29 protein-coding genes are annotated in these 26,561 nt (G+C 43.3%); 11 read left to right on the plus strand and 18 right to left on the minus strand.

Features of this window, described 5'->3' with window-relative positions; genetic code table 11:
* Positions 1–162: 162 nt before the first annotated feature.
* The 7 genes from ACTJKN_RS07695 to ACTJKN_RS07725 form a co-directional block, all read right to left on the minus strand.
* Complete coding sequence (locus tag ACTJKN_RS07695; protein WP_440823760.1) at positions 163–990, minus strand: cyanophycinase; 828 nt, start codon at positions 988–990, stop codon at positions 163–165.
* A gap of 113 nt (positions 991–1,103) precedes the next feature.
* Complete coding sequence (locus ACTJKN_RS07700; RefSeq protein WP_440823762.1) at positions 1,104–1,301, minus strand: hypothetical protein; 198 nt, start codon at positions 1,299–1,301, stop codon at positions 1,104–1,106.
* Positions 1,302–1,389: 88 nt separating this feature from the next.
* The gene (locus ACTJKN_RS07705; protein ID WP_440823764.1) at positions 1,390–2,340 is read right to left on the minus strand and encodes a manganese catalase family protein; all 951 of its coding nucleotides are present in this window, start codon (positions 2,338–2,340) and stop codon (positions 1,390–1,392) included.
* A 75-nt stretch (positions 2,341–2,415) separates the two neighbouring features.
* Complete coding sequence (locus ACTJKN_RS07710; protein ID WP_440823766.1) at positions 2,416–2,607, minus strand: hypothetical protein; 192 nt, start codon at positions 2,605–2,607, stop codon at positions 2,416–2,418.
* A 49-nt stretch (positions 2,608–2,656) separates the two neighbouring features.
* Positions 2,657–3,178, minus strand: coding sequence for a DUF4142 domain-containing protein (locus ACTJKN_RS07715; RefSeq protein ID WP_440823768.1), 522 nt, complete (start codon positions 3,176–3,178; stop codon positions 2,657–2,659).
* Between the two features lie 437 nt (positions 3,179–3,615).
* Positions 3,616–4,320, minus strand: coding sequence for a DUF421 domain-containing protein (locus tag ACTJKN_RS07720; RefSeq protein WP_440823770.1), 705 nt, complete (start codon positions 4,318–4,320; stop codon positions 3,616–3,618).
* A gap of 2 nt (positions 4,321–4,322) precedes the next feature.
* On the minus strand, positions 4,323–5,018 hold the full coding sequence (locus ACTJKN_RS07725; protein ID WP_440823771.1) for a DUF421 domain-containing protein: 696 nt from the start codon (positions 5,016–5,018) through the stop codon (positions 4,323–4,325).
* Between the two features lie 505 nt (positions 5,019–5,523).
* Between ACTJKN_RS07725 and ACTJKN_RS07730 the strand changes: the two genes are divergently transcribed.
* From ACTJKN_RS07730 to ACTJKN_RS07740, 3 genes are read left to right on the plus strand one after another with little or no spacing between them, the layout of a single operon-like run.
* A complete protein-coding gene (locus tag ACTJKN_RS07730; protein ID WP_440823773.1) occupies positions 5,524–6,279 on the plus strand; it encodes an SDR family oxidoreductase in 756 nt (251 codons plus the stop codon).
* Positions 6,280–6,297: 18 nt separating this feature from the next.
* The gene (locus tag ACTJKN_RS07735) at positions 6,298–7,383 is read left to right on the plus strand and encodes a lactonase family protein (protein WP_440823775.1); all 1,086 of its coding nucleotides are present in this window, start codon (positions 6,298–6,300) and stop codon (positions 7,381–7,383) included.
* Positions 7,384–7,413: 30 nt separating this feature from the next.
* A complete protein-coding gene (locus ACTJKN_RS07740) occupies positions 7,414–8,478 on the plus strand; it encodes a zinc-dependent alcohol dehydrogenase (protein WP_440823778.1) in 1,065 nt (354 codons plus the stop codon).
* Positions 8,479–8,560: 82 nt separating this feature from the next.
* Here the strand turns inward: ACTJKN_RS07740 and ACTJKN_RS07745 are convergent, their stop codons facing one another.
* The 5 genes from ACTJKN_RS07745 to ACTJKN_RS07765 form a co-directional block, all read right to left on the minus strand.
* Positions 8,561–10,741 (minus strand): hypothetical protein, encoded by a 2,181-nt coding sequence (locus ACTJKN_RS07745; RefSeq protein ID WP_440823779.1) that lies wholly within the window; start codon positions 10,739–10,741, stop codon positions 8,561–8,563.
* A 245-nt stretch (positions 10,742–10,986) separates the two neighbouring features.
* On the minus strand, positions 10,987–11,346 hold the full coding sequence (locus ACTJKN_RS07750) for an SPW repeat domain-containing protein (RefSeq protein ID WP_440823781.1): 360 nt from the start codon (positions 11,344–11,346) through the stop codon (positions 10,987–10,989).
* A 316-nt stretch (positions 11,347–11,662) separates the two neighbouring features.
* Positions 11,663–12,490: an MBL fold metallo-hydrolase gene (locus ACTJKN_RS07755; RefSeq protein WP_440823782.1), complete on the minus strand. Its 828-nt coding sequence runs from the start codon at positions 12,488–12,490 to the stop codon at positions 11,663–11,665.
* Positions 12,491–12,528: 38 nt separating this feature from the next.
* Complete coding sequence (locus tag ACTJKN_RS07760) at positions 12,529–13,167, minus strand: MgtC/SapB family protein (protein ID WP_440823783.1); 639 nt, start codon at positions 13,165–13,167, stop codon at positions 12,529–12,531.
* 188 nt (positions 13,168–13,355) lie between these two features.
* Positions 13,356–14,486, minus strand: a complete 1,131-nt coding sequence (locus ACTJKN_RS07765; protein WP_440823785.1) for a Gfo/Idh/MocA family protein — start codon at positions 14,484–14,486, stop codon at positions 13,356–13,358.
* A 182-nt stretch (positions 14,487–14,668) separates the two neighbouring features.
* On the opposite strand from ACTJKN_RS07765, the gene ACTJKN_RS07770 reads away from it, so the two are divergent.
* From ACTJKN_RS07770 to ACTJKN_RS07795, 6 genes are all read left to right on the plus strand, one after another.
* Positions 14,669–15,118 (plus strand): BLUF domain-containing protein, encoded by a 450-nt coding sequence (locus ACTJKN_RS07770; RefSeq protein WP_440823787.1) that lies wholly within the window; start codon positions 14,669–14,671, stop codon positions 15,116–15,118.
* 196 nt (positions 15,119–15,314) lie between these two features.
* Complete coding sequence (locus tag ACTJKN_RS07775; RefSeq protein ID WP_440823789.1) at positions 15,315–15,836, plus strand: ferritin-like domain-containing protein; 522 nt, start codon at positions 15,315–15,317, stop codon at positions 15,834–15,836.
* A gap of 97 nt (positions 15,837–15,933) precedes the next feature.
* Complete coding sequence (locus tag ACTJKN_RS07780; protein WP_440823791.1) at positions 15,934–16,770, plus strand: transporter; 837 nt, start codon at positions 15,934–15,936, stop codon at positions 16,768–16,770.
* Positions 16,771–16,830: 60 nt separating this feature from the next.
* Positions 16,831–17,031 carry a hypothetical protein gene (locus ACTJKN_RS07785; protein ID WP_440823793.1) on the plus strand — a complete coding sequence of 67 codons (201 nt, stop codon included), beginning with the start codon at positions 16,831–16,833 and terminating at the stop codon, positions 17,029–17,031.
* Between the two features lie 255 nt (positions 17,032–17,286).
* Entirely contained in the window at positions 17,287–17,577 is a 291-nt protein-coding gene (locus ACTJKN_RS07790; protein ID WP_440823795.1) for a hypothetical protein, read from the plus strand.
* A 78-nt stretch (positions 17,578–17,655) separates the two neighbouring features.
* The gene (locus tag ACTJKN_RS07795; RefSeq protein ID WP_440823797.1) at positions 17,656–18,147 is read left to right on the plus strand and encodes a hypothetical protein; all 492 of its coding nucleotides are present in this window, start codon (positions 17,656–17,658) and stop codon (positions 18,145–18,147) included.
* Between the two features lie 105 nt (positions 18,148–18,252).
* Here ACTJKN_RS07795 and ACTJKN_RS07800 read toward each other — a convergent pair whose 3' ends face one another.
* A complete protein-coding gene (locus tag ACTJKN_RS07800) occupies positions 18,253–18,723 on the minus strand; it encodes a hypothetical protein (RefSeq protein ID WP_440823799.1) in 471 nt (156 codons plus the stop codon).
* A gap of 141 nt (positions 18,724–18,864) precedes the next feature.
* On the minus strand, positions 18,865–19,059 hold the full coding sequence (locus ACTJKN_RS07805) for a hypothetical protein (protein ID WP_440823801.1): 195 nt from the start codon (positions 19,057–19,059) through the stop codon (positions 18,865–18,867).
* A gap of 254 nt (positions 19,060–19,313) precedes the next feature.
* On the opposite strand from ACTJKN_RS07805, the gene ACTJKN_RS07810 reads away from it, so the two are divergent.
* Positions 19,314–21,311 carry a PAS domain S-box protein gene (locus ACTJKN_RS07810; RefSeq protein ID WP_440823803.1) on the plus strand — a complete coding sequence of 666 codons (1,998 nt, stop codon included), beginning with the start codon at positions 19,314–19,316 and terminating at the stop codon, positions 21,309–21,311.
* Positions 21,312–21,525: 214 nt separating this feature from the next.
* On the opposite strand, the gene ACTJKN_RS07815 is transcribed toward ACTJKN_RS07810, so the two are convergent.
* Positions 21,526–21,888, minus strand: a complete 363-nt coding sequence (locus ACTJKN_RS07815) for a response regulator transcription factor (protein ID WP_440823805.1) — start codon at positions 21,886–21,888, stop codon at positions 21,526–21,528.
* 216 nt (positions 21,889–22,104) lie between these two features.
* On the opposite strand from ACTJKN_RS07815, the gene ACTJKN_RS07820 reads away from it, so the two are divergent.
* Positions 22,105–23,184, plus strand: coding sequence for a sensor histidine kinase (locus tag ACTJKN_RS07820; RefSeq protein ID WP_440823807.1), 1,080 nt, complete (start codon positions 22,105–22,107; stop codon positions 23,182–23,184).
* Between the two features lie 89 nt (positions 23,185–23,273).
* Here the strand turns inward: ACTJKN_RS07820 and ACTJKN_RS07825 are convergent, their stop codons facing one another.
* The 3 genes from ACTJKN_RS07825 to ACTJKN_RS07835 all read right to left on the minus strand — a co-directional run bounded on the left by ACTJKN_RS07825 (position 23,274) and on the right by ACTJKN_RS07835 (position 25,652).
* Entirely contained in the window at positions 23,274–23,588 is a 315-nt protein-coding gene (locus tag ACTJKN_RS07825; protein ID WP_440823809.1) for a hypothetical protein, read from the minus strand.
* Between the two features lie 167 nt (positions 23,589–23,755).
* Positions 23,756–24,643 (minus strand): helix-turn-helix domain-containing protein, encoded by an 888-nt coding sequence (locus ACTJKN_RS07830; RefSeq protein ID WP_440824074.1) that lies wholly within the window; start codon positions 24,641–24,643, stop codon positions 23,756–23,758.
* Positions 24,644–24,653: 10 nt separating this feature from the next.
* Complete coding sequence (locus tag ACTJKN_RS07835) at positions 24,654–25,652, minus strand: aldo/keto reductase (protein ID WP_440823810.1); 999 nt, start codon at positions 25,650–25,652, stop codon at positions 24,654–24,656.
* Positions 25,653–26,561: the final 909 nt, after the last annotated feature.

The raw sequence follows: 26,561 nt of genomic DNA on the forward strand, positions 1-26,561 counted from the left end.
TAGAGTTATATTCGAAATGATCCCGCTCAACCGCTATATGCCCCTTTCTGTCCGTAGAGTTAAGCGTAGCGTCTCTACAGACCTACAAATAAAAACGAGTCAGAGACGCTTAAAAGAAAGCAGGTAAGGAGAATAAATTTCCTTTTATGGAAACCGGTTAGCTCAAAGGTGAGGCGTGTTCCTGCAAGGAATAATAAACTTTTCACCCATTGACAAAACTGATACTTTCAAATCACGGATGGTAATTTTTCGGTCATCATCGAACGAGGTGATATTCGAGCCGTTGCTTCCTTCGCCATCCAACAATATAACAACCCCATTGCCAATCACCTCGCAATTAAAAGCCTCTGTAACTATAATTGCCGTATTCTCTTCTATACCTATGCCTATAGAGGCTGGGTTTGTAGCAATCACCTGGGCCATCCGTACAAAACGCCCGCGGTGAACAAAATGTGTATCCACACAAACATCTCGCAGAAATTCGAATCCAGTGGTAACTTTTACCCCCGCAGCCACCATTTCGTTATTGCCCGTGCCGTCAAAAATCATCGGGGTCGACATTGCCATTGCGCCTGCGCTTGTTCCTGCAACGATCAGTCCGCCATGGATATACCTGTTTTTGATCTGCCCCATTATTTCCGTTCCTCCATATATCGCCGTGAGTTTAAGCTGGTCGCCCCCGGTAAAGAAAATGCCGTTTGCCTTATCAATACGTTCGGCCAGATCGGCATCCAACGGACGGTTTTCATGATGGATATGGCCGGTTGTACTTGCACCAAGCGCATTAAAGCAAGTTGCATACACATTGTAGGTATCATTAACTTCTTCCGATCCTGCTGTGGTAATAATTTCAATAACAGGAGATTTGCCACACATCTCAATGAAGGCTGAAAGGACAGATTTATCGGTCAGTTCGGTAGGCGATTTGTTTTCAGCGCCTCCGATGAGCATAAGTTTTCCCTTGGGAAGGGGACAGCTTTGTTTTTTCATAATTTGCACCTTTAAATAACTTTTCCGTGCCTGAGGCAAAAAAGAGATATATTCCTGGTCGGGCAGGCAAGCAATCCTATTTTTGTAAGCAGCATTGCTATTATTAGCTGGTATTATGGCCAGGAAACCGACCGCTCATCAAAACCCATTGATCCCTTATTTTTGCTTCCGTTTTGATTCGTTTGTTCTGCTCCACTTTTAATCTGTTCATTTTTTTTCTGAAGCGTTTTAACGATCTCATCCTGGAGGGAGGGGTTGCTGTTTTCTTCCCTTTGTTCTCTCCGCTCTTTATTTTTGCTGTTATCTTTCATAGGCATGTTATATAACTGTATCCTGATAGTCACCGATTAACCCGGTCTAGTAAAAGACCAGGCTTTTATCGGTTCGGTATTTGCCATGTCAAATGGATGTTAATCCAGGATTATAATCGCTCCACGTTGCGGTTCCTTCAGGTTCTGAAGATTTGACTTCCAGGCTCCGGATTTCGCCCAGTTGGATACTCAATGCATTTGCCTCCTCAATTTCTGTGTTAAGATTGATATCCTCAGCGCTGAGACCTGATGTCGTTTTAACATAGGCTGCCGGATCGGATATGTATTCCCATTCTTTATCCATCTTCGGCATATTTCCCTGGTTCCATGGCCCTCTTGAGCTTGTTGGCGTAGAAAGGTTAAAGTATTGCTGGGTAAACCTTGGATCTGATTGTAAAACGCCCGGCGGGAAGTTGGGCTGTATTGTTTCCAGGGCGGCTTCGAACATTTTGTAATGTGCAACTTCCCTTGTCATCAAAAAGGAAAGTGTGTCTTTTACGTACGGATCTGTTGTAAATTTCATGAGGTGTTCATACACCAGCTTGGCCCTCGATTCGGAGGCCAGGTTGCTTCTGAGGTCTACGGTTAAATCGCCATTGGAATGAATATAAGAAGCACACCATGGAATACCCTGGCTGTTGCGAAGTGTTGGCCCTCCTCCGGTAATGACCGGGAACTGTGGGTTTGCTGTGAGGGCACTATGGATAATATCTTCCCTTGCAGCTTTACCTTCCAGCACCTGCATAATTTCAGAGGAGTCTGCAGCTCTTTTCAATTCTCCGTTAACACCCTTAAGCAGCATCTGAATAGTTGCACCCACTATTTCAAGGTGCGAAAACTCCTCTGTTGCAATATCCATAAGCATGTCGTATTTATCCGGATATGGCTGTTTGGCATTGAATGCCTGTGTAAAATACTGCATAGCAGCTGCGAGTTCTCCATTTTCGCCTCCGAACTGTTCTAGCAGGATGTTTGCAAATGCAGGATCCGGTTTGGATACCCTTGCATTAAATTGTAGGTCTTTTGAATGATGGAACATAATTGATTTTGTTAGTTGTTTAATACTTGTGGATCTGCGCCAATAATCTGCTGATTTGGTTGCAGTCCACATTTGTTATTCGCCCAGCTCTTTTTTCCAGTCGGACGGGTTACGGCTGGTATCTGTATTTGGATGATCCCCTTTTGGGATTTCCAGATCGGCGGGCCGCTTATCTTCAAATGATTGAGGTCCGTCTTCGGCTTTCTGATCTTCATTGCCAAGGGGCTCATCTTCCAGCCCGTGTTTCGTCTTTTTGCTGTCTTTCATCTTTGGATTAATATATTTTAGTTGTTAAACAGGTGCTTAACTGGTCTGGCTATTTGATCTGGGCCTGCAGTTTCACCGCTTCTTCGAGATGGGTCTTAAGTGAAGGTAGCTTTGCTCCGGCAAATGATCTTAAGTCTGCATCGTAAACCCCCATATCACCAGCCGCGTTAGAAAACAGCGTAATCGCGTCCTGATGGGAGGCAACCATTATCTTCATAAACTCGCTGTCGAATAATGATGGATCGGTGTTGTTCAGCTTATCAAGGTTTGCCTGCTCCCTGGGCTGTAATGCCGTTGGTATAGTCCATCCTTTTACCTCCGCGAGCGATTTCATTTCGTTTCCCACGGCGGTATGATCAGTTGTCATGTGCTCGCCGTAATGTTTTACCGCAGTGTTTTGCGCTTTTAGCATGGCCATCGCACCTGCCTGCACCTCGAAACTGTTACTGATCGAGGCCTGGCTTACAAAAGACTGGTTGTCCATCGCGTAATTTTCCTCGTTATCCTTTTTACAGGCTTGTAAGCTTAAAATGGTAAGCATAACGATAATCAGTGTTTTTAATGTTTTCATAACTTTTATCTTTTCTTTCTATTGATAACCTTTTTTTTATTGTGCTGGTTTAGGGGTGAAATACCCGAAAGAAGCCGATAAATTCCTGAATTTGTTCCGTATTTATTCGTGTGATCCATTTGGGTGTGGGCATCTTCTCTGGGATTTTTTGTGGGTGATAATTTATTTTTTGAGGAAGGGATAGCCTGGGGTGTTACCATTGCTGTGAGGCGCCTTTCTATTGGGAATCTTTCAGAAGTTAGTATTAGCCAAGACAAAGGAGCTGGATGATCGTTTTACAATGAATCGTCATCTCCTAGTGGAGAGATCTTTTAATCTATTCCAAAGATCTCTCCTCCAAAGGGGTTCCTTTGGAACACTATGAGTTGCTCCGGTCGAGACAACGTCGGGCGTTATGGCTTAAAATGATGTTAGGTTAAATGCTATTTTACATGCAATCAGTTTTGCTGATTGTTGAGGTTATTTACCGCGTAAACCCAGCTATCCTTTCCGCAGTTTTCGCATTTATTGTTATTTGCCCCATTATGGTAATTGCCGCAGAATTTGCAGACTTTATGTGTACTTTGCTGATGGATTTTAGCTGACATTTCCTGGTCCCATTCAGGAATTGAGGATAGACCCGGTACTGGTTCTGATTGCTGAAGCAGGCTAAAGGTTCCCCCGGCTTCAAAGTACAGGCGCTTAACCATTCCAAGGTGGCTGATTCCCTGCGACCTTAGCTGTGAAAGCACCCTGTCTCTGGTAATACGGGTTAGTAACATAGCCTTATGGTTCAGCACCCCATCCTTAACTAAAATATTGTATTTTCCCTGTGTTAATGATTCGAACTTTTTGCTATTTCTGGCAATTTTGGCAATTAATACCTGAAGCGCGATGATTACCATTGCTATAACTACTGCAGGTAGCAGGCCCCTGTCAGGATTCATCAATGGCACACCGACAGCGGCCGCAAGCGATGCTACCGCCGCCATCTCGTTACGGCTTAGTTGAGAAGACATCCGTTTGCCCATCAGCCTCATCGATACCATTAAGATGAGGTATATAACAGCAGTACGGAGGATAACCTCGATGAAAAAATGAAACGGAACTTCACCCTGAAGGATGCGTTGAATGTCAGTTAGTTTAATTTCGTATTCTTTCATAATCATTTTGCTATAACAGCCTGGCCCCAGTTTTCTGAGTGGCAGTTTTTACAGGTTTTTTTATTACTTGATTGTTCAGCGGCAGGATTTCCGCACTCCAGGCAGATTATGGATTCCTCAACTATGTTAAATTCCTGTTCCGCCTTGCCATCAGCAGGGGGAACCAGGCTTAATCCAGGTTTCGGCTGGTCGTATTTAAAAACAGAAAAAATACCACAGGCTTCCAGATAAACCCTTTGTACCTCGCCCAAATTGTATATATGCTGGTTTCTCAGCACAGCAAGCAGCTGCTCGCGAGAGATTTTCATGCTGTCGAGTTTGGTAGCGAGCATTACCCCATCTTTGATCAATAACGATTCGCTACCTTGGGTTAGAAGTTCTATTTTATGGTTTTTGGCAGCTAGATAGGTAATGCCACGTTGAAAAGCAAAAGCACAAAAAAGTACCAGGATTCCCTGTAGTAAACCTTTGTCTGGTATCTGCATCGGTACAGAGACGATTGCACCCAGGGTAAGCATCACCGCCAGTTCCGAAATCGTCAGCTGTCCGCCCATTCTTTTGCCCATCAGCCTAAGGGTTACCAGTAGAAACAGATAAATGATAATTGTCCTGATCAGCACTTCCAGTAAAAATGCTGTAGGTGCGGTGCCTATGAGGATGCGGTGCCAGTCACCCCAATGTATTTCTTCTTTTTTCATGTTTTTACGATTGATCCTGCTATAACCCTATAACCTTTGTTCGAGCTGATTAAATGCTCAACAGCTCTTCTGGAATTTCGGTTTGATAGAAGCACAAAACGGGTACTTTCAGCAGAAAAGCCCCGTATTTCAACGTGCAGGATAAGCTTTTTGTAAAAATGGATGATACAAAGGGTTAAAGTGTTAGTGCGGTTACAGAAGTTACGGTATTAACCACATACAAAACACGTAGTTTCTGTCTCAACAATCTAGCCTAGGGCAGGTTAATAGTATAGAGATGATAGACAGAAAAGCATAAAGGCGCTAGTGGAGTTTTACTGGCAAGATAAAAAAAATAGGCTGAATGACCGGCAGGAACCGGAAAACAACCCATGGATTATCCTTTGGGGAATTGGTTGCATCCTGAGTGATTGGAAGTATTTCGCAGATCGGTTTCAAGAAATACCTGGGGTAATATCCTTCAGCAAATCAATAATAAATATTTGTTAACAATTAAATTAAAGCTATGGAAGATTTTAATTCGTATTTCAGCAGTGCCTTTTTGGGCAAAAAAATTATGATTACTGGTGGCAGCACAGGCATTGGAAGGGCAACAGCGATTTTACTCGGCTCGCTTGGTGCCCAGTGTATTATTTGTGGTCGTCATCAGGAGCAGATAGATGAAACGCTACAGGCGATTGCGGCAAGAAACAGATTAAACAGTTTTGGTATAGCTGTTGATCTTTCGGCTGAAAAAGGTATTGAGCGGCTCTTTAAAGAAGCCGATCAACAGCTTGGCAGACTGGATATATTGATCAACAACGCCGCCCTGGGATATGGAAGCATACTTGAAGGAGGCTATGAAGATTGGCAGTATATTCTGGATACCAATTTATTGGCCTACATGGCCTGTAGCAAAGAAGCGATCGTAAGGTTCAAAGAACAGGGCTCCGGTCAGATTATCAATATCGGCTCAATGAGCGCTGATGTAAGGGAAGAAAGTAGTGCTGTTTATGTTGCCACCAAAGCGGCAATCCAGGGATTTTCAGAATCGCTGCGTAAAGAAGTTAATCCCATGGGCATTAAAATTTCCCTTATTGAACCTGGAGCAGTTGATACCGATATGCAGGAGGCGAGTTTGGAGGAAAAGCAAGAACAGATCAGAAATCAAGAAATGCTCCGGGCAGAAGATATTGCCTGGGCCATAGCCTTCTGTATCGCGCAGCCGCCGGCATGTGATGTGGTTAATTTGAAAATCCGCCCAAGCTTGCAGATTATTTAAATATTTAATCAACAAGGTATGAGAAGCAAGGTAGAAACTCATCTTCTGGTTGGCAGTTATGCTGCGGCAGATCAGGAATCTATTTTTCGGTATGCTTTTAACACCGCTGATGGTACACTGGGTTTGTTGGATTCGGTTTGTGGGATGGAAAATCCCTCCTTCATCGTTCCCGATCGAAGCGGGCGTTTATTGTTTGCCATCAGTGAAACCAAAAAAGGCGATTATTCGGCAATGGTCACTTTCCAGATGATTCCAGGGGCAAAGCCGGCCTTACTCAGCAAAGTATCATACAAAGGTTCCGGGGCCTGTCATATAACAGTAGACTGGGATGGCAAATTTGCTGTCTCTGCCAATTATGGGGGCGGGAGTTTGGCTATGCTGCCCTTTGATGAATGGGGAAAACTGTCAGATACCTTACAACTCCTTGAATTTAGCGGCTCCGGACCGGTTCATGATCGCCAGGAAACATCGCATGTTCACAGTTCGCTTTTACTATCAGAGCAGCGGATACTTCTTATAGCAGATCTGGGTACTGATAGGATTTATGTCTGTCGCTATGATTCCTTAGCTACACAGCCGCTTATATTTGCAGACACTCCTTTTATTTCGCTGCCTGACGGCTCAGGGCCGAGGTGTATGGCCCTACATCCAACCGGATTGTGGTTCTATGTGACCTGCGAACTCAGCGCAGATATTTTTGTATTTAAAAAAGGGCAGCTGGATAAATGGATATACAGCTATACGGTAGCGAATGATCTGGTACCAAACGGACGCGAAGCTGCTGATATAAAAATCGACCGTAGCGGCAGGTATCTTTATGCCAGCAACCGGGGCGATGCAGATGAGATTATCGTCTTTGCGATCAATGAACATACAGGCGCCTTAAAAGAAATTCAGAGAATACCTTCCGGCGCCAAAGGGCCTCGCTACCTGGTAATTGACCCTTCTGGAAGTTATCTTTTTGCTGCCAATGAGAAGGGAAATTCAATTACCGCTTTTGAGATCTCCCCTCAAAACGGAAAACTAAGCTATCGCGGTGTGGCCGCTCAGGTAAACGCACCTGCCTGCATGCAGTTTGTGCAGCTATCGACAGGTGATAATTAGCTAATGTATATTAAATTATAATTTAACAGAATGAGCAATAAAATGAAAGCGGCGTTGAAAAAGCCGGATGGGACCTTTCAGGTTCAGGAAGTAGACCGGGTAGAAATACCTGCGCCAGATTGGGTGCTGGCACGAATTAAAGTTTCGGGGATATGTGGAACGGATCTGCGGCATTGGAAGAAACATGAACCCGACCTGGAATGTAAAATTATGGGCCATGAACTTGCCGCCGAGGTAGTGGAAGTAGGGCCGGACGTGAAAAATGTAAAACCAGGCGATAGGGTTGTAGTCGAAACCCTTTTGGGTGATGGCGACTGCGAATGGTGCCGCATTCAACAATACAACCTGTGTCCAAACTTATATAAGGTGAGGATGGAAACCATATCCAGAGCCTTTGCCGAATACCTTATTGGTCCCGCAACAAAATTTCATATCCTGCCCGATCATGTAAGCGATGAAGAGGCAACACTTCTTGATACTTTTGCAGTGAGTTTGCATGCGCAACAGTTAAGCGGATTGCATATTAACGATAAAGTGGCTGTTATTGGTGGTGGACCAATAGGGCTGGCACAACTGCAGCTTGCAAAAGCATCGGGTGCAGATGTGATCCTTTTTGATATTGTTCCCAGTGCACTGCAACTGGCCAGGGAGCTTGGCGCAGATGAAGTGGTGAACACAGAAGTCGAAGACGGGCTTGAGCGCTTGAAAACTTTTACAGATGGGAGGGGGGCAGATATTACGTTTGAATGTGCCGGAGGGCCTTCAATGTCAACTACACTTCCTCAGGCAGTTTCTTTCACCCGAATAGGGGGCAAGGTAATTATTGTAGGTGGTTTCGAATCCGGAAGCACAGGTATAGAGATGGATTGGCAGCATTTGCAAAAGTCAGGCATTACAATTATCCCCAGTGCAAGTTATGGCTTTTGGGATATCTATCCTGAAATGGCGGTATGCCTGGATCTTTTGGCCAAAGGAAAAATCAATGCGAAAAAAATGATTACCCACTCTTTTTCGTTGGATCAGATCAACGAAGCCTTCGAAACCGCTCAAAATAAAAAAGAATCTGGTGCAGTGTTTGTCGCGCTGAAAATATAATGCCGTTTGGTAGTGATTTTATGTTATTCCAATTAAATAGCACGCTGTGGTTATTGACCAGCGTGCTGCAACTGCTCTTAACCTACCAATTAATACTCACCTTTTGATTTCCTGCTATGCTATACTCCAGCAGATCCGGCTTGTTTTTCACTGGATTGTGCTTTTCTTTTTTCTGGCCAGATCTCACTTCCAAACTATTGGGTTTTTCTCCGCCCTGGAATAAAATAATCATCCTGCAGTTCAACCGTTCGTCGCCGCCAGTGGTTAATGACACCGCATTTGCCCGGCATCGAAAATTGAATATGGGATAATCGCAAAAAATGATGAAAGATTCATTTTTAACTCTAAAATACTGATTCGGGATTACGCCGAATGCGATCCCTGCCCCATACACTTCCTGTCCAACTTCGCCAGATTGCTCCCAACCGTCGTGCAGATCTTCCAGTGCAATCCAGAGCCTGCGATCAATTTCACCTGTCTTGCTTTCTTCAGCTATCACCTCTTCCTTCAGCATTGGCGGAAAGTAATGGGCCACACGGCCTACCATGTGCCTGATGAACTCTGCAATCAACAACCTTACCGATGGGAGGATTTCCAGGCCTTCTGCTTCTGCAAGGTAATCATGAAGGGCTGAATATACCTCCTGCTCTTCGTAAGCCGCAGTATAAGGCGCATCTCTCAAAGGGAAAACCCCAAAAAATGTTGGAAAATTCTTTGCATTCCCGTAATCACATTCCCATAGCTGCACGTTGTCAAAAAGTGCCGCTAAACATACATAACTCAGTTCCAGAAATGTTTTGTCTTGAGTTTCTTTATATAACCGGAGCATGGCTCCTGCAGAAAATGCGGTGTTGTTTGCCTGATAAAACAGTTCAAAGCTCAGGCCTTTTAATTTCGATGCTGCTTTTTTGGCTTCTTCAAAAAACCTTTTCTCTCCGGTTATTTTCCACATCCTCAGCATTAAGTCTGCATAAGTGCCTGGAACATCTTTTTCACCACCTTCTCCTTCTGCGATTTCTGCTTTTATAATATCAAGGGTATCCATCTGATAAAATACAGGCCACTGGTAATTGAATTTATGGGCTACCCTAATTGCATAATCGATGGAATCAAGCAGGATTTTTTTTGCGTCTTCGTCACCACGGGTGCTTAGGCGGGCAAGGTTCATTAATGGATGGTGTAAATACCAGGCGTCCATCACCCGCGGTTTTTTCTGCTCTTCAGAATGGTCCAGGTTCTTTTCGGCCGATGGGAGCCATCTTACAATTGTTCCCATATCTTGCTGGTAGAATGCCTCGAGCCCCGCCCTTAGTTCGGTTACCAGTTGATGAGTGGTTTCCCCTTTCCAATCCAGGTAATCAAGCATCGGGAGCAATACAGCAAGCTGAACCATCACTTCAGGTGGCGTTTTATAATCAGCTACGTAAGCGTTGAGATAACTATGGCCTCCGGCAAATGTCCAGCAGCCTTTATGGTATGTCAAATCCGCCAGACCTTTCTCCACGGTGTCAAGCCAGTCATGGTAAAAACGCTCTGGTCGTGGGAGTTTAATATAAGTTGCCGCTAACTGATCCATATACAATATTGCGGTTTCGGCAGGGGTAGAAGGAAGTGGATCCGATAGGCGCACAAAACCGTCACTAAGGCAGTAGCTTATGCCTTTTTTTAACGGTGTCTTAGTCGCTGGTAAAGAGAAGCCGATTTCAGGCCATTCTCCTCCAACAGCGCCACTAGCACTGCATTGTGCAGTTTCGCAATAATCATTAAGGGCTGTTAGGTTTTGAAAATAAAAAACGGAGCCAGAATCACCGTCATTAAAAAAAAGGACTCCGGAGCGGGTTCCCCTTTGCTGGGTATGGATTTTGCCCTGTTGTTTTATTTTGCCTTTTTCATCGAAAGAGATGATATCTCTTGGCCAATAAGGGATAAGCAATGGTGCCTTCGGTGTTGCCATTACAGTATAACGGAAAAAATTATCTCCTGCTTCATGCTGTACCGTTACCTGGTAAACAATTGTTGAACAGGCGAGGCTTACCGTTGTTTCTCCATCTTCATGATGGATTTTTTTTACTTCTAGTTTTCCGGATGGTGAAAATGCCGTGCGGAAAGCAATACGGCTCCCGTCAGGCCGTTCTTTTACCAGCCAAAGTGTATCACTTGACAGATAAGCATAAAGCTGAAGCGATTTGGAAATCTCGGCAACAGGCGCTAGTGATTTAAGCTCTGTTTGGGCATTTGCTGCCCAGATGGAAGTAGGTTTCATATTTGATGTGGAATAAAAAACTAATTTTTTTTATTAACGGCTCAAAAAGTAATACAAAGTTCCTTATTGATTGGCCAAAGGGCTGTGGGAAATATTTACCTGATCAACCTGTGTACGTTTCACTAGAGCTGAAGGGCACGGTAATCATCTTTGTTCCCTGTATTAACTTTACGGAAAGTACCGGGCTAGCATTCGGTATCGCCAGTATTTTAGTTTAAATGCCAACGCTTTATCTTTTCCTGTCTTCAACCGTCTTTAATCATCGAATTGCGGTTTGAGGTTAATCCGGCCACAATGGAAAAGGCACCCATAACGATGTTTGGCAAAAAAATCTGGTTATAAAACCCAAAAAGCCAGGGAGAAATAACCAGCGTGAATCCTAAAACAACGTCCATATCCAGATGGAAAGCCATTGGCAATCTTTTCCACACACCAAGTTCATAGTTTGTAAAAAGAGATAGCAGAATGACACTAAGGGCGGCAATAAAAAAACAGGTTGCAGCTGGAATAACCGTCGTAAAACCTAAGAAAAAAGGTGCAGCAATCATCATTGCAGCCCACAGGTAGTCAATTATTCCGTGTGTTTTTCTCGATATTCTTTTCATGCGCTAAGTATGTTTTACTTTTTTCCTAAAGGTTAATTTGGGTATGCCTTTGATTTCTAAACATTGTTCTTTAAAGAGAACCCCATTTACCGGCCGCGTGTTTTATGAAACGATATAAAGCGTATTTATCCTTTTTTTGATTAAGTATTTTACTTCAAGGTAAAGGGATATTGATTTTAGGCCTGCTACACCCTCTTTTTCTTGCCTCATGCACGCATTTTTTGGAGGCCATGCAGCAAGTTCAAGTTAAGGTTTTCGATGGCGCAGAATTTACGCTATCGGTAATTTAGAAACAAGAAACATTGTTTCACCGAAGTTATACGAAGCGGCCGTGCGAAGGTATTGCTAAGGTGTCGAAATTTTCAGCTAGCTTTTTAAGCCCTAACCTAAGTGTTGCGCCCTTCATATATTGGCCATGGCCAGAAACCACTATAGATGGGCGCAGGTCTCTCAGCTTTTTAACCGTATCCCATGCAGCCTGCCAATCGGTAGTTAAATATCTCGGCGGGCCATGTACCTCACGTTTCTGGATAAGAACTTTGTAAAATGAATCCTGTTTTACGGTTATAAATGCATCGGCAGCTATCAAAATCCTGTCTATCTTGCGAAAAAATACTACCTGCCCTGGCGAATGTCCGGGTGCATGGATCCAACGCCATTTTTTGATGTCTGGCAAACTTCCGTCTTCCGGATAATTGTACACATGCCCGGAAATATCAATTGGTTCGTGTGGGTAAATGGATGAAAGTTTGGCCAGCAGCCCGCCCTCAACTGAACTGTCGGGTTCTGGGTATTCCTCTTTTCCTGTAATAAATGGCATTTCGAGTGGGTGTGCATATACAGGGACATTCCACTTGTTGATTAGCGCTACAATGCCGCCAACATGGTCAAAATGGCCGTGACTTAAGAAAATTGCCTTGGGTGGGTTATCTTTGCCAAAACGTTTTTCTGCAGCAGCTATAATTTCCTCGCCGCACTTCGGCATGCCACAGTCTATTAAAATCCAGTCTTCACCCGGGCTGCCAAGCATAACAACATTAACGATCTGGTTGGTGAAATAATATACATCATCAGCTACCGCTTCTCCGTTTCCACTGGAAAACGAGGTCATGGGAATGACTCTATTGTCCTTACTCTGTTCCATATCTATATTTATTTGAGGTTTATCAATTAAAATATCAGTTAAGAAAAGCTCGCCACCTCTTCAGCCATAGCCAGTAGTGTGTTGAGCTCATTTACGGCCGCCTTTTTACCCCTTATCAGGTACACTACATTTATCCGTCCCTCTTCTTTGGAAACTTCCATACGCTCAATCTTGGCTTCGGTGTTATTTAGCCGTTTTTCGAGCAAAAGCACGCTGGAAAACGAATTGTCGACGAAAGTTATCGTAACCATCCTTTCCTTTTTCAGGTCTGATATGATTTTTTCAACATAACTAACCATTACCAAAACACAAAGGGTGCTGATGGTGAGCACAAACGCAAGTGCATGATAACCCACGCCAGCGGTCATGCCGATTGCAGCAGAGGTCCAGATAACAGCAGCTGTGGTTAGCCCTCTTACCGATATGCGGTCTTTAAAGATTACACCTGCACCGATAAAACCAATGCCGGTTATAATGTTTGCTGAAATACGGTCGTCGGTCCCCGTTCCATGCCAGGACACAATTGTAAAAATTGTCGATCCAAGGCTGATCAGTATAATGGTCCGGAATCCTGCAGACTTGTTCCTGTATTCCCGCTCGAACCCGATGATGCCGCCACATATGACAGAAACCAACATGGCAATGATATCGCGTATTTCAATAGTTAGATCAATCATTCTTTTTTTGTTATCTGTAAAATGCGCTCATGATTCAATTTTTTAGGATAGCTAAACAATTGCGCAAATACATTTTCTAACATCATACATAATATTTTATTCTTTTAATCATCGCAGCGCAGAAACGCACGCACAATATGTTATCATATTGAGTTTGTTGGAGTGCATTCTCTTATATGCTTAATTGCTTACTGAGAAGCGAGAATAGCTGTTTTCAAGCTTTCGAAGGCATCCTCTATCGTTATAGTAAGTTTATGGTCTTTATTTTCTATTTTTTGAATGATGTCTGATAAAATTGACTGAACACATTTTCCGTAAACCTCACCCTTGGTTTGATGGATTTCAAAATTGCCGGAAAGCATTTCATCTACCAGGTAAGTTATTCCGCCGGCATTTACAGCTTGATTTTGGGCCGATAGATCCTCACTGCCCCAGCCCTCGGGCCGGGAAACGTCTCTCAAAGTATTTAATCCGCCAAGTTCGATAATGGTCCAGCCCGGCAAGCTTTCCAGCTGTGCTTTGCCCCGGCTGTTTACCAGTGCTTTCACAGTCCCTTTCATAGGCATCCAGCCTTCAATTTCTATACGGGCGAGATCGTAGGCAAGGTGTATCGTTGTTTGTTCAAATAAGCCTGGTCCGGAAAAAGCATGGTAGTAGCTCGCAATTAAACCTTCGTTATATAATACCATTGCAGCCATACGATCGCGCTGGTTTTCATTTCTACTATCAGTGCAACCATACACCTCAACATATTCCTGATTGCCGATAGCATTCACAATATCGAAAAAGTGTACCCCATGTTCGATGAATATTCCGCCAGACATTTCTGTTTTCCAGAACCAGTGATCAGGAGGTAAAGCCTCATCCTGCGCATAGTTGTTTACTACAACATGCCTTAGCTTGCCAAAAGTACCTGCCTGTCCTAATTTGATGAGATTTTGAATAATGGGGTTATAACGGATCATGTGATCTACGGTTATCACCTTGCGAGTCTGCTTCTGCGTTTCTATAATCTCCCGAGCACCTTCTTCACTTATTGCCACAGGCTTTTCGAGCAGTACATGTTTGCCGGCCTTCATTGCTGCGCAGGCCATTTCAGCGTGTAAACTGGGTGGCGTAACAATACTTACAATGTCTATGTTTTTGTCTTGTATCAATTCTTTCCAATCACGATATACCACGAAATTTTCTTGGGATTGAAAGTTTTTGTGCGGATCTGCAATCGCGACAATTTCTACATTAGGCAGTTTTTCCCACCAATAATGAAGGAATTTACCAAAACCTCCATAACCGATTATTCCTATTTTATATTTTTTCATCCGTTTTACGATTTACCAGTAGCCGATAGACTGTCGTTTATGTTGAACTCTAAAAAAACAATTTCTTTTAACAGAAGGTTTTGAAAAATAGTTGCCTTTATGCGCAGCTTATTCTTTCGCTTTAAAATTGGCAGATTAGAATAAATTCATAATTTGGAACAGTTTTACCTAATTTATTTATTTTGTTATTTCACTTAATCTATTTCAGTAAAGCCCGGACGCTAATGCCCGTGGATGGTCTTACCAGCTTACTTAACCAATCCAGCGTAAATAACCTGGCAAATGATATTACAGGTATGCTTTTATATATGGAAGGGCGATATTTTTCTGAATATGAAGGCCGTTTTATGCAGGTGCTGGAAGGTAGTGAAAGTAATGTGAAAAAACTTTTCGAAAAGATAGCTAAGGACGAACGGCATCAAGGGGTACTGGTATTAAGGGAGTCATTTCTAAAAGAACGCAATTTCCCGGATTGGACCATGGGTTTTAAATCAATAAGACACGAAGAATACCAAAAACTGCCTGGCTTTTTCCCCCTCGGGGACGATTTTCTATTAAAAGAAGATTCTCAAAAGGGTAACGCAGCCCTTGACTTTTTAAAGTCTTTTTATGATATATCCAGCAAATTGTGATGTCTGTAGCTAAAGGAAATCTTACAGGATCGTTTCTACTTGGCTTGTTTCCCTTAAACAGCTTCGCACCCGCTTACCAATATTTCTTTTATTAGATAAACCTATAAAATGCCTGAAAGAAGAACTCAAAGTTTAAATTTTTTAAACTTTTTTTTGTTAGGCCATGTTCTTATGATGAACATTAAACTATAAAAACATGGCAAATAAAAAAAATGATGTACAGATGCCAAATGCGCATCTTCATGAACTTTTTGTGGATGAATTAAGGGATATACTTGGAGCGGAGAAGCAGTTGCTTAAAGGTCTGAAAAAACTCTCAGAAGCCGCCGGCAGTGAAAAACTGAAAAATGCTTTTGAAACCCATTATGCCCAAACCGAAGGACAGATTGACCGACTGAAAGAGGTTTTTAACTCAATAGGTCTCACTGCGAGGGGTAAAAAGTGTAAGGCAATGGAAGGTCTCCTGGAAGAGGCGGACGAAATTATCGAAAGCTTCAGCAGCGAGCCACAGGTGCTTGATGCTGCACTAATCACGGCGGCACAAAAAGTTGAGCACTACGAGATAGCGAGTTATGGAACTCTTGTAACCTTTGCAAAGCTGATGGAGCATGCTGAGGCCGAAGAGTTACTGGCTGCTACACTTGCGGAAGAAAAAGATACCGACAGCCTGTTAACAGAAATCGCTTTAACTGAAGCAAATACAGGTGTAACCGCCTAGAACACACGCAAAACGCCACGCTATCCGGTGTGGCGTTTTTAACCTCTTCAGGTTTAAGTCGCCGGCAAGGCAATTAATACCTGGTCTCCAGAACCAAATGAAAATACTATATCATATTATCTTAATTCTCGCGCTGTTAAGCGTTGGCAATATTGCGGCGTTCGGCCAGCAAAAAACATGCTATCATTTATTCAGGCCAGTTCCGGGTGATAGTTTGAGGGAAATGGAAACCGATCGGCCAGATGTAACCGAAAGCCCGCAAACCGTTGATGCCGGGCATTTTCAGTTTGAGACCGATCTTGTTCGCTTTCAGCGCGAAAACCGTAATGCAGGAAGGAGCGACGAATATCTTTTTAACCTGGCCAATATAAAGCTGGGGTTAACAAATTCGACAGCCATCCAACTTACATTCGAAAGCTTTGTGGTAAAAAAGGATTTTAATACTGAAAGCAGTTTTGATCGGAACAGTGGATTTGGTGATCTTACCCTCAGGCTGAAACAAAATCTATTGGGCAACGATAAAGGAAAATTCGCTATCGCGCTGCTCCCATATCTGAAATTTCCGACTTCCGGTGCAGATAAAGAAAGCCAATATGAAGGGGGGATCATCATCCCAATGAGTATTAAATTTGGAAACGATTGGAAATTAGGCTTTCAGGTTGAAGCAGACCGGTTACAGGACGAGGAAGGCTCTGGCCACCACGACCAGATTTTGCAGACGCTCACGGTATCACACCCGCTTACTAAAAAGCTTGATGGTATTGTTGAAACCTATTATACCTATGAATTTAAGGATAACCACTTAAAAAACTTTCTGAATGCTGCGCTGCAATATGAGCTATCCAAGGATTTGCTTATTGACGGTGGCCTTAATTATGGCGTTCAGCATGATGCAAGGAAAAGCTATTTTGTCGGGCTTTCTTTCAGGCTATAATCCAGAACAGACATGACAGTAAACAATATGGAAAACAAAATAGATTAATCAATACACGTTATGGAAAACAACCTATCGGGAAAAATTCCCCAGACCAGTTTGCCCAAAGAAACCGAGCTTCTCGAAAATACAGATTACCGTGGAATTGCCGGAAAAGGAAGTTTAAGCAGTGATCCGAAGGCACCAGAACACAGCCAGGCATCCAGAGAAGAAGATATTCAAGAAGAAACGGATAACAATCCATTGATCCGGGGCATTTAAATTTTTGCCTAACAAAACATACATGAAAGAACAGGACGCTAGCTCACCCGGCTGGATACCAAAACGGTAAAGAGGGAATCTTTCAAAAAATTTTATTGATGGTGTCTGCGATTTTTACTTGCGAAGAAGCACTTTGTAAAATCACTTACAATGATTTGTACTAAAGTTGACTCCTATTTGATGCTCAATTTCTTTGCAAGAACAAATCCATTGTAACACCTGTTATTAATTCAGTTACACTTAAACCATAGAAAAATGGAAAAAATTAACGGAACAAACAATCGTTTAACCACAGAAGAAGCTAGCAGGTTCGAATCTGGTGTGGTAGAAACAGTTTGGAGTGAAGCTGGAGAACCCCATTATATTATCAAGGATGGCCTTAACGTTAAAGAATATGCCTCTTTGGCGAAAAAATATCTCGAAAATGAACGTATCATAGCCCATGATTTTACCAGTCATGTAATTAACGGATCAGGTGAGCGCGTTGATTTTGAATATAAATCAGGATGGTTCCTCGAAGGTTTAGCCGAACAGGAAATGGAATAAGCGTTTATTCATTTACCTTTTCAAATTTAAAAATGAGATCAGAAAACTTGAATTTGTAAATATAACTAGTACCAAGATATGATAAATCCGCTCGTTAAAACTGTTGGCTGTAGTGTTGCCGGTACAACGATGATGACAGCATCAAGTGCATTAATGTCATTACTAGGCCAGGACTTTAGAGAGCCTGAACGTTTAAATGGCTTAATTAGCAGGGTATTGCCTTTTCTGCCAAAACAGGTCAGATCTGTTTCGGCATGGGCCGCACACTATGCTATGGGGTCTGCGTTTTCGGCTGTATATATTAAGTTATGGGATTCAAAAACCTTAAAACCTACATTAGCCTGTGGGCTGTGTTTGGGAGCAGTGAGCGGCCTGATCGGAATTGCAATCTGGAAAGCGACATTTGCCGTTCATCCATTAAGCCCGCTCATGAATTATAAACGGTTCTATCTACAGCGTATCCCTGCCCATATTGTATTCGCAATCTTTGCAACAATTGCTTACCATGCCATGCAGAAAAGTGCCGATAGCACAAATGGTGCAACATGCAAAAAAGTATTGGGTACGTAGAAACCTAGCCTTTATTCTTCCCCTGCGTTCAAGTCTGCGTAAGTATTCAGGCATTTTATGCTATCAGTGGCAATTATTCTTCTCACTATTTCATCTGGAATTGGCTCAATTAGTAACTGTCTGATTGATTAGGACGCGTTCGGGGATCCGCTGGTGGATAGCCTGTAATAGCTTTGGGAGCTGTTTTTCTTTAATATTTCCCTTTAATATGATGTTCTGATCGGTTATAACCGCCCATGATTCTGGGTGGGTTGCCAGGAGACTATCTGCCAGCTGCTTCAGATAAAAACCTTGATCTATACGCAGTGGTTTGATAACGAGTTGATTGTCGATATTCTTAATGACGTGAATAGTACCCAGTTTTTGGATGATTGCCATTCTGGATTTATATGTTGGGCAATAACCCCAGATCTTTACACTGCGGTTCCGCACGGTGAAGTTTACGCCAGCGAAATTCACATCTTCCTTTGCTTTTATCGTAAGATCTGCTTTGATCTGCCTGTCCCTCTCGTAGCTGTTACAGGAAACCATTGATAAAGCGCATATAACTGAGCTTAATGTAATGCGGATTTTCATATTGAGCTGTTCGTAAAAAATAGCCTATATACCCACTGTGTTGATATCTCCCTGACGATGATCTCTACACACTGCAGGTTTCGGCTTTCTCATTATTTAAATTTTAAATGCAGCGGTACTGTACCGCTGCAACCCTTCGGTTTATAGTAGACCGGCTATTCCATTTGAAGGCGCTTTCCACTTTAGGTTAACAATTTTCCCTTCAATTAACCCAGATCGGCTGCCTTCTTCTAAAGTCGGCTGGCCCGTTAGTGGCTGTAACCGTTGGCGTCTGTCGTCAATTTTTTCTGCTATGGAGATCTTATCCCTTTGTGCACCGCTTCGCTGTTGTTCCATAATCTTTTTTAATAGGTAACTGGAAGAAACGCGGCTAAGTTTTATCATTTTGAATTTTAGGTATTTTGTGTGCTCCGCTAAATCGATTACGGGTATTTAACGTAGCACAAAGCCGTATTTCGTATCAAACTACCCTGGCCACTCAGTGTTGTGTAACTAACCGTGTTATTGCACGCAAACAGAGAACGTCTGTTAATGATAATTTCAAACAAAACGCTTATTTTCAGGTTTCAGATATTATCAAATGCCAACTTATGGGTAAACAATTAACCTATTTATCTCTTTCTGCTACAAATGAGGAACGTTTTCAGGCATTATTGACCGCAACCTCAGATGTAGTTTACAGTATGAACCCGGATTGGACCATCTTGACTGAGCTCGGTGGCCATGGTGCCCGCTATGTTGCCAAGGATGCAAGCCCGGGTTGGCAATCCATGCATGTATATGAAGAAGACCTTGAACTTGTACAACATGCGATTCAAAATGCCATAGCAGCCAGGAGCATTTTTCAGCTCGAGCACCGGGTGAAACGGACTGATGGAAGTGTTGGCTGGACCTTTTCCAGGGCAGTGCCGATTTTTGGTGATAATGGGGAGGTAAAAGAGTGGTTTGGCGTGGAATCGGATATTACTGAACGTAAGTTAGCCGAACAGCGACTGGCAGCCTCCAAAGAAGTATTGGAGCAACAGAAGCGCACTTACGAAACCATCACTGCCGGAACACCCGACCTGATGTACGTTTTCGATCTCCAGTACCGGTTCACCTATGCAAACGCCGCACTTTTGCAGATGTGGGGTAAAACCTGGGATGAAGCAATAGGAAAGAACCTGCTGGAAAATGGTTACGAACCATGGCACGCAGATATGCATGAGCGGGAGATTGACAGTATCATCGCTACAGGAAACCCGGTTAGGGGCGAAGTGGCTTTTCCGCACGCCACCCTGGGCAGGAGGTTATATGATTATATCCTCAATCCTGTTTTCAACGAAAGCGGCGAAGTTGTCGCCGTTTCAGGCACAACCAGAGACGTAACCGAGCGGGACCAATGGCAGCAGCAATTAACGCAAAGTGCAGAACGACTGCAGGCCATGAATGAGGAGTTTGCCGCCATTAATGAGGAGCTCACCGTTTCCAATGATCAGCTCAAGGCGGCCAACGAACGCTTGTCAAAAGCCAATGCCGATCTCATTTCGGCCCAAAAAACCATTGAGGAAGGGAAACTCGCCCTTCGTCTCGCGGTCGAGGCGGCAAATTTCGGTACCTGGTATATAAATTCGGTTACCAGGGAATTCATTGCCGATGCCCGGCTTAAGGAATTATTCGGCTATTACCCTGATGAAACGCTTTCTATTGAACAGGCAATTGCACAGATTACAGTTGAATACAGAGACTTTATTTCGGATAAATTCGAAAATGCCCTTTACAATAATGGAGATTATGATGTTTGTTATCCTGTTATCGGCCTTCACGATGATAAACTGAGGTGGCTCAGGGCAATCGGCAATCTTACAGCAGACCCTTCAGGCACATTTTCTGCATTTACCGGTGTAGTTATGGATATAACCGAACAAAAGATGGAGGAGATACGGAAGAACGATTTTATGGGTGTGGTAAGCCACGAACTCAAAACACCGTTGACCTCGCTTTCTGCATATCTCCAGTTATTGGAATCGCGGTCTAAGCAAAGCTCCGATGAAATTATCCATCGTGCATTATCACAATCTGTCAAACAGACCAAGCGCATGACCGATATGATCAACGGCTTTTTGGATTTATCGAGACTGGAATCGGCAAAGATCCACGTAAACAGCTCAAAGTTTGATATTGGCGCGCTCATCGGAGATTCACGAGAGGAAGCGTTGATGTTATATGGTACCCATAAATTTATTTTTGATCCTGTAGAAAGCCACATGGTAAATGGAGACAGGGGAAAACTTGGGCAGGTCATCTCAAATCTTATTGGCAATGCAGTTAAGTATTCCAAACCAGGGAGTGTTATCCTCGTATCATGTATTGGGGCTGGTGAGCAGGTAAGGGTAAGTGTAAAGGATGAGGGGATGGGGATGAGAAAAGAAGAGCTTTCAAAAATATTCGGGCGGTTCTACCGTGCGGAGGGCAATAAGCTGATCTCGGGATTCGGAATAGGACTATACGTCTGTTCGGAGATCATAAAGCTGCACGGCGGGGAAATATGGGCAGAAAGCGATCTGGGAAAAGGATCTTTACTCACCTTCGCCTTGCCGCGGCTGTAAGCGGCCATATATTTGTATTAACAGTCATTGAAATAGATATAATCCGATGAAACCATGCTGAGGAGACCAGGGATGAATTACTGGGAAAATAATACTGTAGATAGAAGAGGTGTTTACGGGAAGTATAATCTTTTGATGGTTCCGGGTAAAGCTAAAATTGCTACTGTATAAAAAAAAACAGGGTTCCTGGACGGCGATCATTTTTTATTATTTGTCATCCGGTGAGTTCTGCAACCCTGTTCAGTAATTTGTCAAGATCAAATGGTTTGGACATAAATGAATCAGAAAAGCATGCAGCGGAAAGTTCCGGCAGGTCTGGTTCTGCTGATAATAGAAGTACAGGTGTTATATATAATGGTGTTGTAGCTTTCAGATCAGCACAGATCTGGTCACCTGTCTGGACTGACCCTGCAATCCTGATATCAAGTATGATCATATCAGGCTTTAGCAAAATGATCTCAGCTGCCGATTTACCGTTCAAAAAGCCCTCAACCGCGTATCCTTCGGTTTCAAATATAAAATATAGCAGTTCCAGAATCCCCGGATCATCTTCAATGATTAGTATGCGTTTGATCATAGTATATTCCGGGCTTTGGTAGAACAACCCTGATTGTAAACATTTGTTTTGATTATAGAAATTAACCTTTACAAGATAGGACATTGTTTTGCATCGGTGGCGGTCCTAATCTGCAGAAGAATTAAAAACTGCTTAAGATTATTCTGAACATATAGGCATAGCTATTTATTGTCTATCTTGCACTGCCGATCCGGACTCACCCTGTAGGCCACACGCATGCAGAACAAAGCCGAGCAGATCAGTGCACTTATCGAACTTAACGAAGAGCTGGAAAACTATTTCAGAAATACAATCATCCCTCAGCTGTTTGTCGATGCACACCTGATACTGAGAAAATTCACGCCACCAGCCATGCGCCAGTTCAGCCTAAAGCTCGCTGATGTGGGAAGGCCTATTGCAGATATCAAAGAAAATTTTCGTTTTCCGACTATTATCGAGAATATTCAACATGTTATTGATAGTGGGGATGTGCTGGAAAAGGAAATACAGACCACAGACCTGCGTTGGTATCAGATGAATATTCTGCCATATATCGTCCAGCGTGATAAGAAAACAAATGGCGTAATCATCACTTTTGTCGAGATCACCATGCGCATACGCGATTTAAAAGAGCAGGAAAAACTGATTGCTGAGCATGAACTGCTTTTGGATACTATTTCTCATGATATAAAAACACCACTCACCAGCCTGGGACTTACAATCGAGATGCTTAGAAAACTGCCAGAGAAAGATATGGAACGGTTTCCGTTGCTTTTGGAAAAGGTGGAGAACAGCCTGACCAAAATGCAACAGATAATCCATGACCTGACCGATTCCCGTGAACAGGAACACCGTTATAAAGCGGTGGAGGAACTGCTGGATTTTGAGCATATCCTGGAGGATGTCAGGCTCACGCTTGCACCGCAGATAAATGAATCGTCTGCAAGGATAAAGGCTGATATCGGTTTTTCTGAAATCTTATATATCCGCCGTAAACTGCGTAGCATAATCTATAACCTGGTTAATAATGCAATAAAGTATAGGTCAAGTGAAAGGATTCCGGAAATTTTGGTCAAAACCCGTCAGGAAGGTGATTTTATGGTAATTATTGTAAAAGACAACGGCATTGGGATTGCTGAAAATAACTTAACGGGTATCTTCGGCAAATACCAGCGGATTTCCCAGTCTGGAGATGGCTCAGGGATCGGGCTTTACCTGGTTAAGGAAATTGTAGGTGCTTCTGGGGGAAGGATTACCGTTGATAGTAATTTGGGAGAAGGTTCAATATTTACTGTTTATCTGAAAATTAAAGCTTAATCGTTTGTCAGGCGCCGTTATGCTTTGATAGGTGTTAGCCATATTTTAAATCATTTACCGCGCTGCCAACTTTATCCCTCTTAATAATGTCAAGACGTGTTTTGCGGTGGTGCTTCCAGCTCATCATCGCTGTCGAGTTCAATATTTTGAAGTTCTCCCAAATGAGTTATGCCGGGGTGCACAAGTTCAATCTGTTCTGCTAACATATGCAGAATCTCCAGCTCAATAGCTGCAGGGTTCTGGCATACATGCAAAAAATCCCGGCTGTCGGGTTCAAGGCTGGCCACAAATTTCCCATCCTGGTAGATTTTGTATTTACAGCCACCGGTAACGTGATGCGGATGCTGTTCAACCTGGTAATGGAACACACGATCGGGGCTAAGGCTTACAGTAAAGTTGTCCATAAGGGTTTCGTGTTTTATATACAACAATCACAGGCAATGCTTGTTTTCAAAAAATGGAAGGAGGATAATACCTGTTTATTAATAGGATACATCTCCAATCGGCCCATACAGGTCTATGGTAAATATTTTAACGAAAAATATTTTCTAGACACCATTTTTCCCGGTAATCAGTTAAAAGCCTGACGAAATTCCAGCGGTGATAAGTTCGTTTTCTTTTTGAAAAGTGTGCTAAAGGATTGCGCGTGTTCAAAACCCAGGGTATAGGCAATCTCGCTGACCGACAGACTGGTTGTGGAAAGTTTTTCTTTTGCTTTCGCGATCAGTTTTTCATGAATATGCTGCTGTGTGTTCTGCCCGGTATGAATCCGGAGCAGGTCGCTCAGGTAATTAGGCGACAGGTTCATCTGCGCAGCAACGTGTTGTACCGTGAGCAAAGCCTGTACCTCGCCTTTAAAGTAGTCATCAATCAACTGCTCGAACCTGGCCAGTAGTGCTGAATTATTATTCTTGCGGGTCAGAAATTGCCGCTCATAAAAACGGTTGGAGTACTTTAACAGGCTCTCGATTTGCGTAAGTATGATCTCTTGGGTATGCTTATCGATATGCTGGCACTCTTTATCTATTTTATGGAGAATGGTGATCAGGTCATCTTCTTCCCCGGCCGACAGGTGCAGCGCTTCGTTAACCGCGTAATCGAAAAAACCATAGTGATGAATGCTGTTCGCCAGTGTATGCTGTAACAGGAAGTCTGGGTGAAATATCAGGAGATAACCAGACCCGCATTCCATATTCTGCAGGTCCAGTTGTTGCACCTGGTTAGGCGCGGTAAAACTCAATACTCCTTTATCGTAATCATAATGCTGCTGTCCGTACCTGATTTTGCCTCTGGCTTCGCGTTTGAGTGCCACGCAATAAAAGCGGTTAACGAAACCTTTCCAGATCTCGTCTTCCAAAAAAATACTTTCTGCCAGATTGATCACGCTCACCAGCGGGTGGCGGGGTTCTGTTAAGGACAGCAAACGGTGAAATTCCGATATGGAGTTAATGGCGTTCATAAAAACAAAATTAATCAATTAAGCCCATACTAAACTCATCATAAGGTGCGCCGGTATCCGTACCTAAAGGTACAATGCGCTCCAGCTGTGATAGATCTGCCTGCGTTAGTTCAATAGTTGTTGCCGTAATGTTCTGCTCCAGGTACTTCCGGCGTTTTGTTCCGGGGATGGGCAGGATGCCTTTGCTCATGATCCAGGCCAAAGCCAGTTGCGAAGAAGTGACCTCTTTAGCTTCGGCCATTACCTCGATAGCGCTCACCAATTCAATATTCTTGTCGAATTGTACACCCTGGAAACGCGGGATCGCCCTGCGGAAATCATTTTCAGGCAGGTCATCTATGCTTTTGATCTGCCCCGATAAGAAGCCACGGCCCAGCGGTGAGTAGGCTACAAAACCAATACCCAGTTCCTTTAAGGTTGCCAAAACCCCACGTTCTTCCACCGTCCGCTCGAACAAAGAATACTCGCTCTGTACGGCAGTGATCGGGTGAACTGCATGCGCCCGCTTAACGGTCTCAGACGAAACTTCCGACAAACCGATATAACCAATTTTACCTTCCTGAACCAACTCCGCCATTGCCTCAACCGTTTCCTCGATCGGCGTATTTTTATCCAGGCGGTGCAGGTAATACAGATCGATATAATCCGTATTCAGATTTTTGAGCGAACGCTCCAAAGACTTTTTTACGTAATCTTTCTTGCCATTAATTGCCCAGGTTACCTTATTGTTATCATCGATCTCCCAGCCAAACTTGCTCGCCAAAATATACTGGTCACGTTTACCACTAATCGCTTTAGCGATCAACTGCTCATTCTTCAGCGGTCCGTACAGATCGGCAGTATCTAAAAAATTACCGCCTAACTCAAGCGAACGCTGAATCGTCGCGATAGCTTCCTGCTCATCCGCAGGACCATACATATGCCCCTTTTCAAAACCCGTCATGCCCATACAGCCAAGGCCGATCACAGGCACAACCAAACCCTGGCTGCCTAATGCTATTTTTTTCATTTCCATGATCCAAAGGTCGGCAAGCCAAATCGGGTGAATGTATGCAAACCCCTGAAGCTTGTAAGCAAATCAAGGAATGATTTTTTAAGGTCTATAATCCTGGCTATACTGCTACGCTGGCTTAACCAGTCGGCGCCAGATGTAGTATGCCTACAGGAACTCAAATGTAAAAGCTGCTAAAGCACCTACAAACGAAGGTAAAAGATGGCACGTTAAGCCCTTTAAAAAACCTGGTAGCGATCGTTTTACGCGAAAGATTTACTGGTTGCCTACCTGGAAAGCCAGCAAAAGGGCCGTATTTAATTACCCCTGCTTTACCTGTTCTGTACCCTTTGTTGCTACCAGGTTAACCCCAGGATAACCCCAGGGTTACCCCGGCTTTACCTTTTCTTTACCTAAAAGGTAAAGCCGGAGCTTGCTTTCGCAGAATGGCACCACCGCCGATGGTTATGCTGCCCTTAAGCAGGGCGCCACCCAATGTAATTAAGTTAAGAATTTTTAACCACAGATGCGCACAGATAAACACAGATTTTTATATCTGTGAGCATCCTTTCTATCTGTGGTTAAATTATTTTTCGTGCCGGATGGTTTAACTTAATGGTATTGGGCCGCCACAACGCCCGGGTTTTGCGCCGCCTGCCACAATTATAATGGCTCATTTTAGCTCAATAAGGGTCGTATTTAGCCCATTTTAGTATTTTTTATTTTGATGGTAGCTTTTTATATTGTTTTTTTAGCAACTACCGGCCTATCCGCTCTTACACTTTCTGACATTAACCATGGGCAGGTATCCGCTGCTTCCCCCAGTTGCGGAATAAAGTGTATTTCAATTACCCAATATGCATGATCGTTACTTAACATTTCTGCCTCCTGGAATTATTGAGTTTACCTGAGTGCCTTTATCTGGTA

The organism is Pedobacter sp. 22163 (genome assembly GCF_052045595.1).
Classification (GTDB): Bacteria; Bacteroidota; Bacteroidia; order Sphingobacteriales; family Sphingobacteriaceae; genus Pedobacter.

Excerpts from the sequence above, each read along its gene's own strand:
- ACTJKN_RS07695 (WP_440823760.1), bottom strand. The coding sequence starts at position 990 with ATGAAAAAACAAAGCTGTCCCCTTCCCAAGGGAAAACTTATGCTCATC.
- ACTJKN_RS07700 (WP_440823762.1), bottom strand. The coding sequence starts at position 1,301 with ATGAAAGATAACAGCAAAAATAAAGAGCGGAGAGAACAAAGGGAAGAA.
- ACTJKN_RS07705 (WP_440823764.1), bottom strand. The coding sequence starts at position 2,340 with ATGTTCCATCATTCAAAAGACCTACAATTTAATGCAAGGGTATCCAAA.
- ACTJKN_RS07710 (WP_440823766.1), bottom strand. The coding sequence starts at position 2,607 with ATGAAAGACAGCAAAAAGACGAAACACGGGCTGGAAGATGAGCCCCTT.
- ACTJKN_RS07715 (WP_440823768.1), bottom strand. The coding sequence starts at position 3,178 with ATGAAAACATTAAAAACACTGATTATCGTTATGCTTACCATTTTAAGC.
- ACTJKN_RS07720 (WP_440823770.1), bottom strand. The coding sequence starts at position 4,320 with ATGAAAGAATACGAAATTAAACTAACTGACATTCAACGCATCCTTCAG.
- ACTJKN_RS07725 (WP_440823771.1), bottom strand. The coding sequence starts at position 5,018 with ATGAAAAAAGAAGAAATACATTGGGGTGACTGGCACCGCATCCTCATA.
- ACTJKN_RS07730 (WP_440823773.1), top strand. The coding sequence starts at position 5,524 with ATGGAAGATTTTAATTCGTATTTCAGCAGTGCCTTTTTGGGCAAAAAA.
- ACTJKN_RS07735 (WP_440823775.1), top strand. The coding sequence starts at position 6,298 with ATGAGAAGCAAGGTAGAAACTCATCTTCTGGTTGGCAGTTATGCTGCG.
- ACTJKN_RS07740 (WP_440823778.1), top strand. The coding sequence starts at position 7,414 with ATGAGCAATAAAATGAAAGCGGCGTTGAAAAAGCCGGATGGGACCTTT.
- ACTJKN_RS07745 (WP_440823779.1), bottom strand. The coding sequence starts at position 10,741 with ATGAAACCTACTTCCATCTGGGCAGCAAATGCCCAAACAGAGCTTAAA.
- ACTJKN_RS07750 (WP_440823781.1), bottom strand. The coding sequence starts at position 11,346 with ATGAAAAGAATATCGAGAAAAACACACGGAATAATTGACTACCTGTGG.
- ACTJKN_RS07755 (WP_440823782.1), bottom strand. The coding sequence starts at position 12,490 with ATGGAACAGAGTAAGGACAATAGAGTCATTCCCATGACCTCGTTTTCC.
- ACTJKN_RS07760 (WP_440823783.1), bottom strand. The coding sequence starts at position 13,167 with ATGATTGATCTAACTATTGAAATACGCGATATCATTGCCATGTTGGTT.
- ACTJKN_RS07765 (WP_440823785.1), bottom strand. The coding sequence starts at position 14,486 with ATGAAAAAATATAAAATAGGAATAATCGGTTATGGAGGTTTTGGTAAA.
- ACTJKN_RS07775 (WP_440823789.1), top strand. The coding sequence starts at position 15,315 with ATGGCAAATAAAAAAAATGATGTACAGATGCCAAATGCGCATCTTCAT.
- ACTJKN_RS07780 (WP_440823791.1), top strand. The coding sequence starts at position 15,934 with ATGAAAATACTATATCATATTATCTTAATTCTCGCGCTGTTAAGCGTT.
- ACTJKN_RS07785 (WP_440823793.1), top strand. The coding sequence starts at position 16,831 with ATGGAAAACAACCTATCGGGAAAAATTCCCCAGACCAGTTTGCCCAAA.
- ACTJKN_RS07790 (WP_440823795.1), top strand. The coding sequence starts at position 17,287 with ATGGAAAAAATTAACGGAACAAACAATCGTTTAACCACAGAAGAAGCT.
- ACTJKN_RS07795 (WP_440823797.1), top strand. The coding sequence starts at position 17,656 with ATGATAAATCCGCTCGTTAAAACTGTTGGCTGTAGTGTTGCCGGTACA.
- ACTJKN_RS07800 (WP_440823799.1), bottom strand. The coding sequence starts at position 18,723 with ATGAAAATCCGCATTACATTAAGCTCAGTTATATGCGCTTTATCAATG.
- ACTJKN_RS07805 (WP_440823801.1), bottom strand. The coding sequence starts at position 19,059 with ATGGAACAACAGCGAAGCGGTGCACAAAGGGATAAGATCTCCATAGCA.
- ACTJKN_RS07810 (WP_440823803.1), top strand. The coding sequence starts at position 19,314 with ATGGGTAAACAATTAACCTATTTATCTCTTTCTGCTACAAATGAGGAA.
- ACTJKN_RS07815 (WP_440823805.1), bottom strand. The coding sequence starts at position 21,888 with ATGATCAAACGCATACTAATCATTGAAGATGATCCGGGGATTCTGGAA.
- ACTJKN_RS07820 (WP_440823807.1), top strand. The coding sequence starts at position 22,105 with ATGCAGAACAAAGCCGAGCAGATCAGTGCACTTATCGAACTTAACGAA.
- ACTJKN_RS07825 (WP_440823809.1), bottom strand. The coding sequence starts at position 23,588 with ATGGACAACTTTACTGTAAGCCTTAGCCCCGATCGTGTGTTCCATTAC.
- ACTJKN_RS07830 (WP_440824074.1), bottom strand. The coding sequence starts at position 24,643 with ATGAACGCCATTAACTCCATATCGGAATTTCACCGTTTGCTGTCCTTA.
- ACTJKN_RS07835 (WP_440823810.1), bottom strand. The coding sequence starts at position 25,652 with ATGAAAAAAATAGCATTAGGCAGCCAGGGTTTGGTTGTGCCTGTGATC.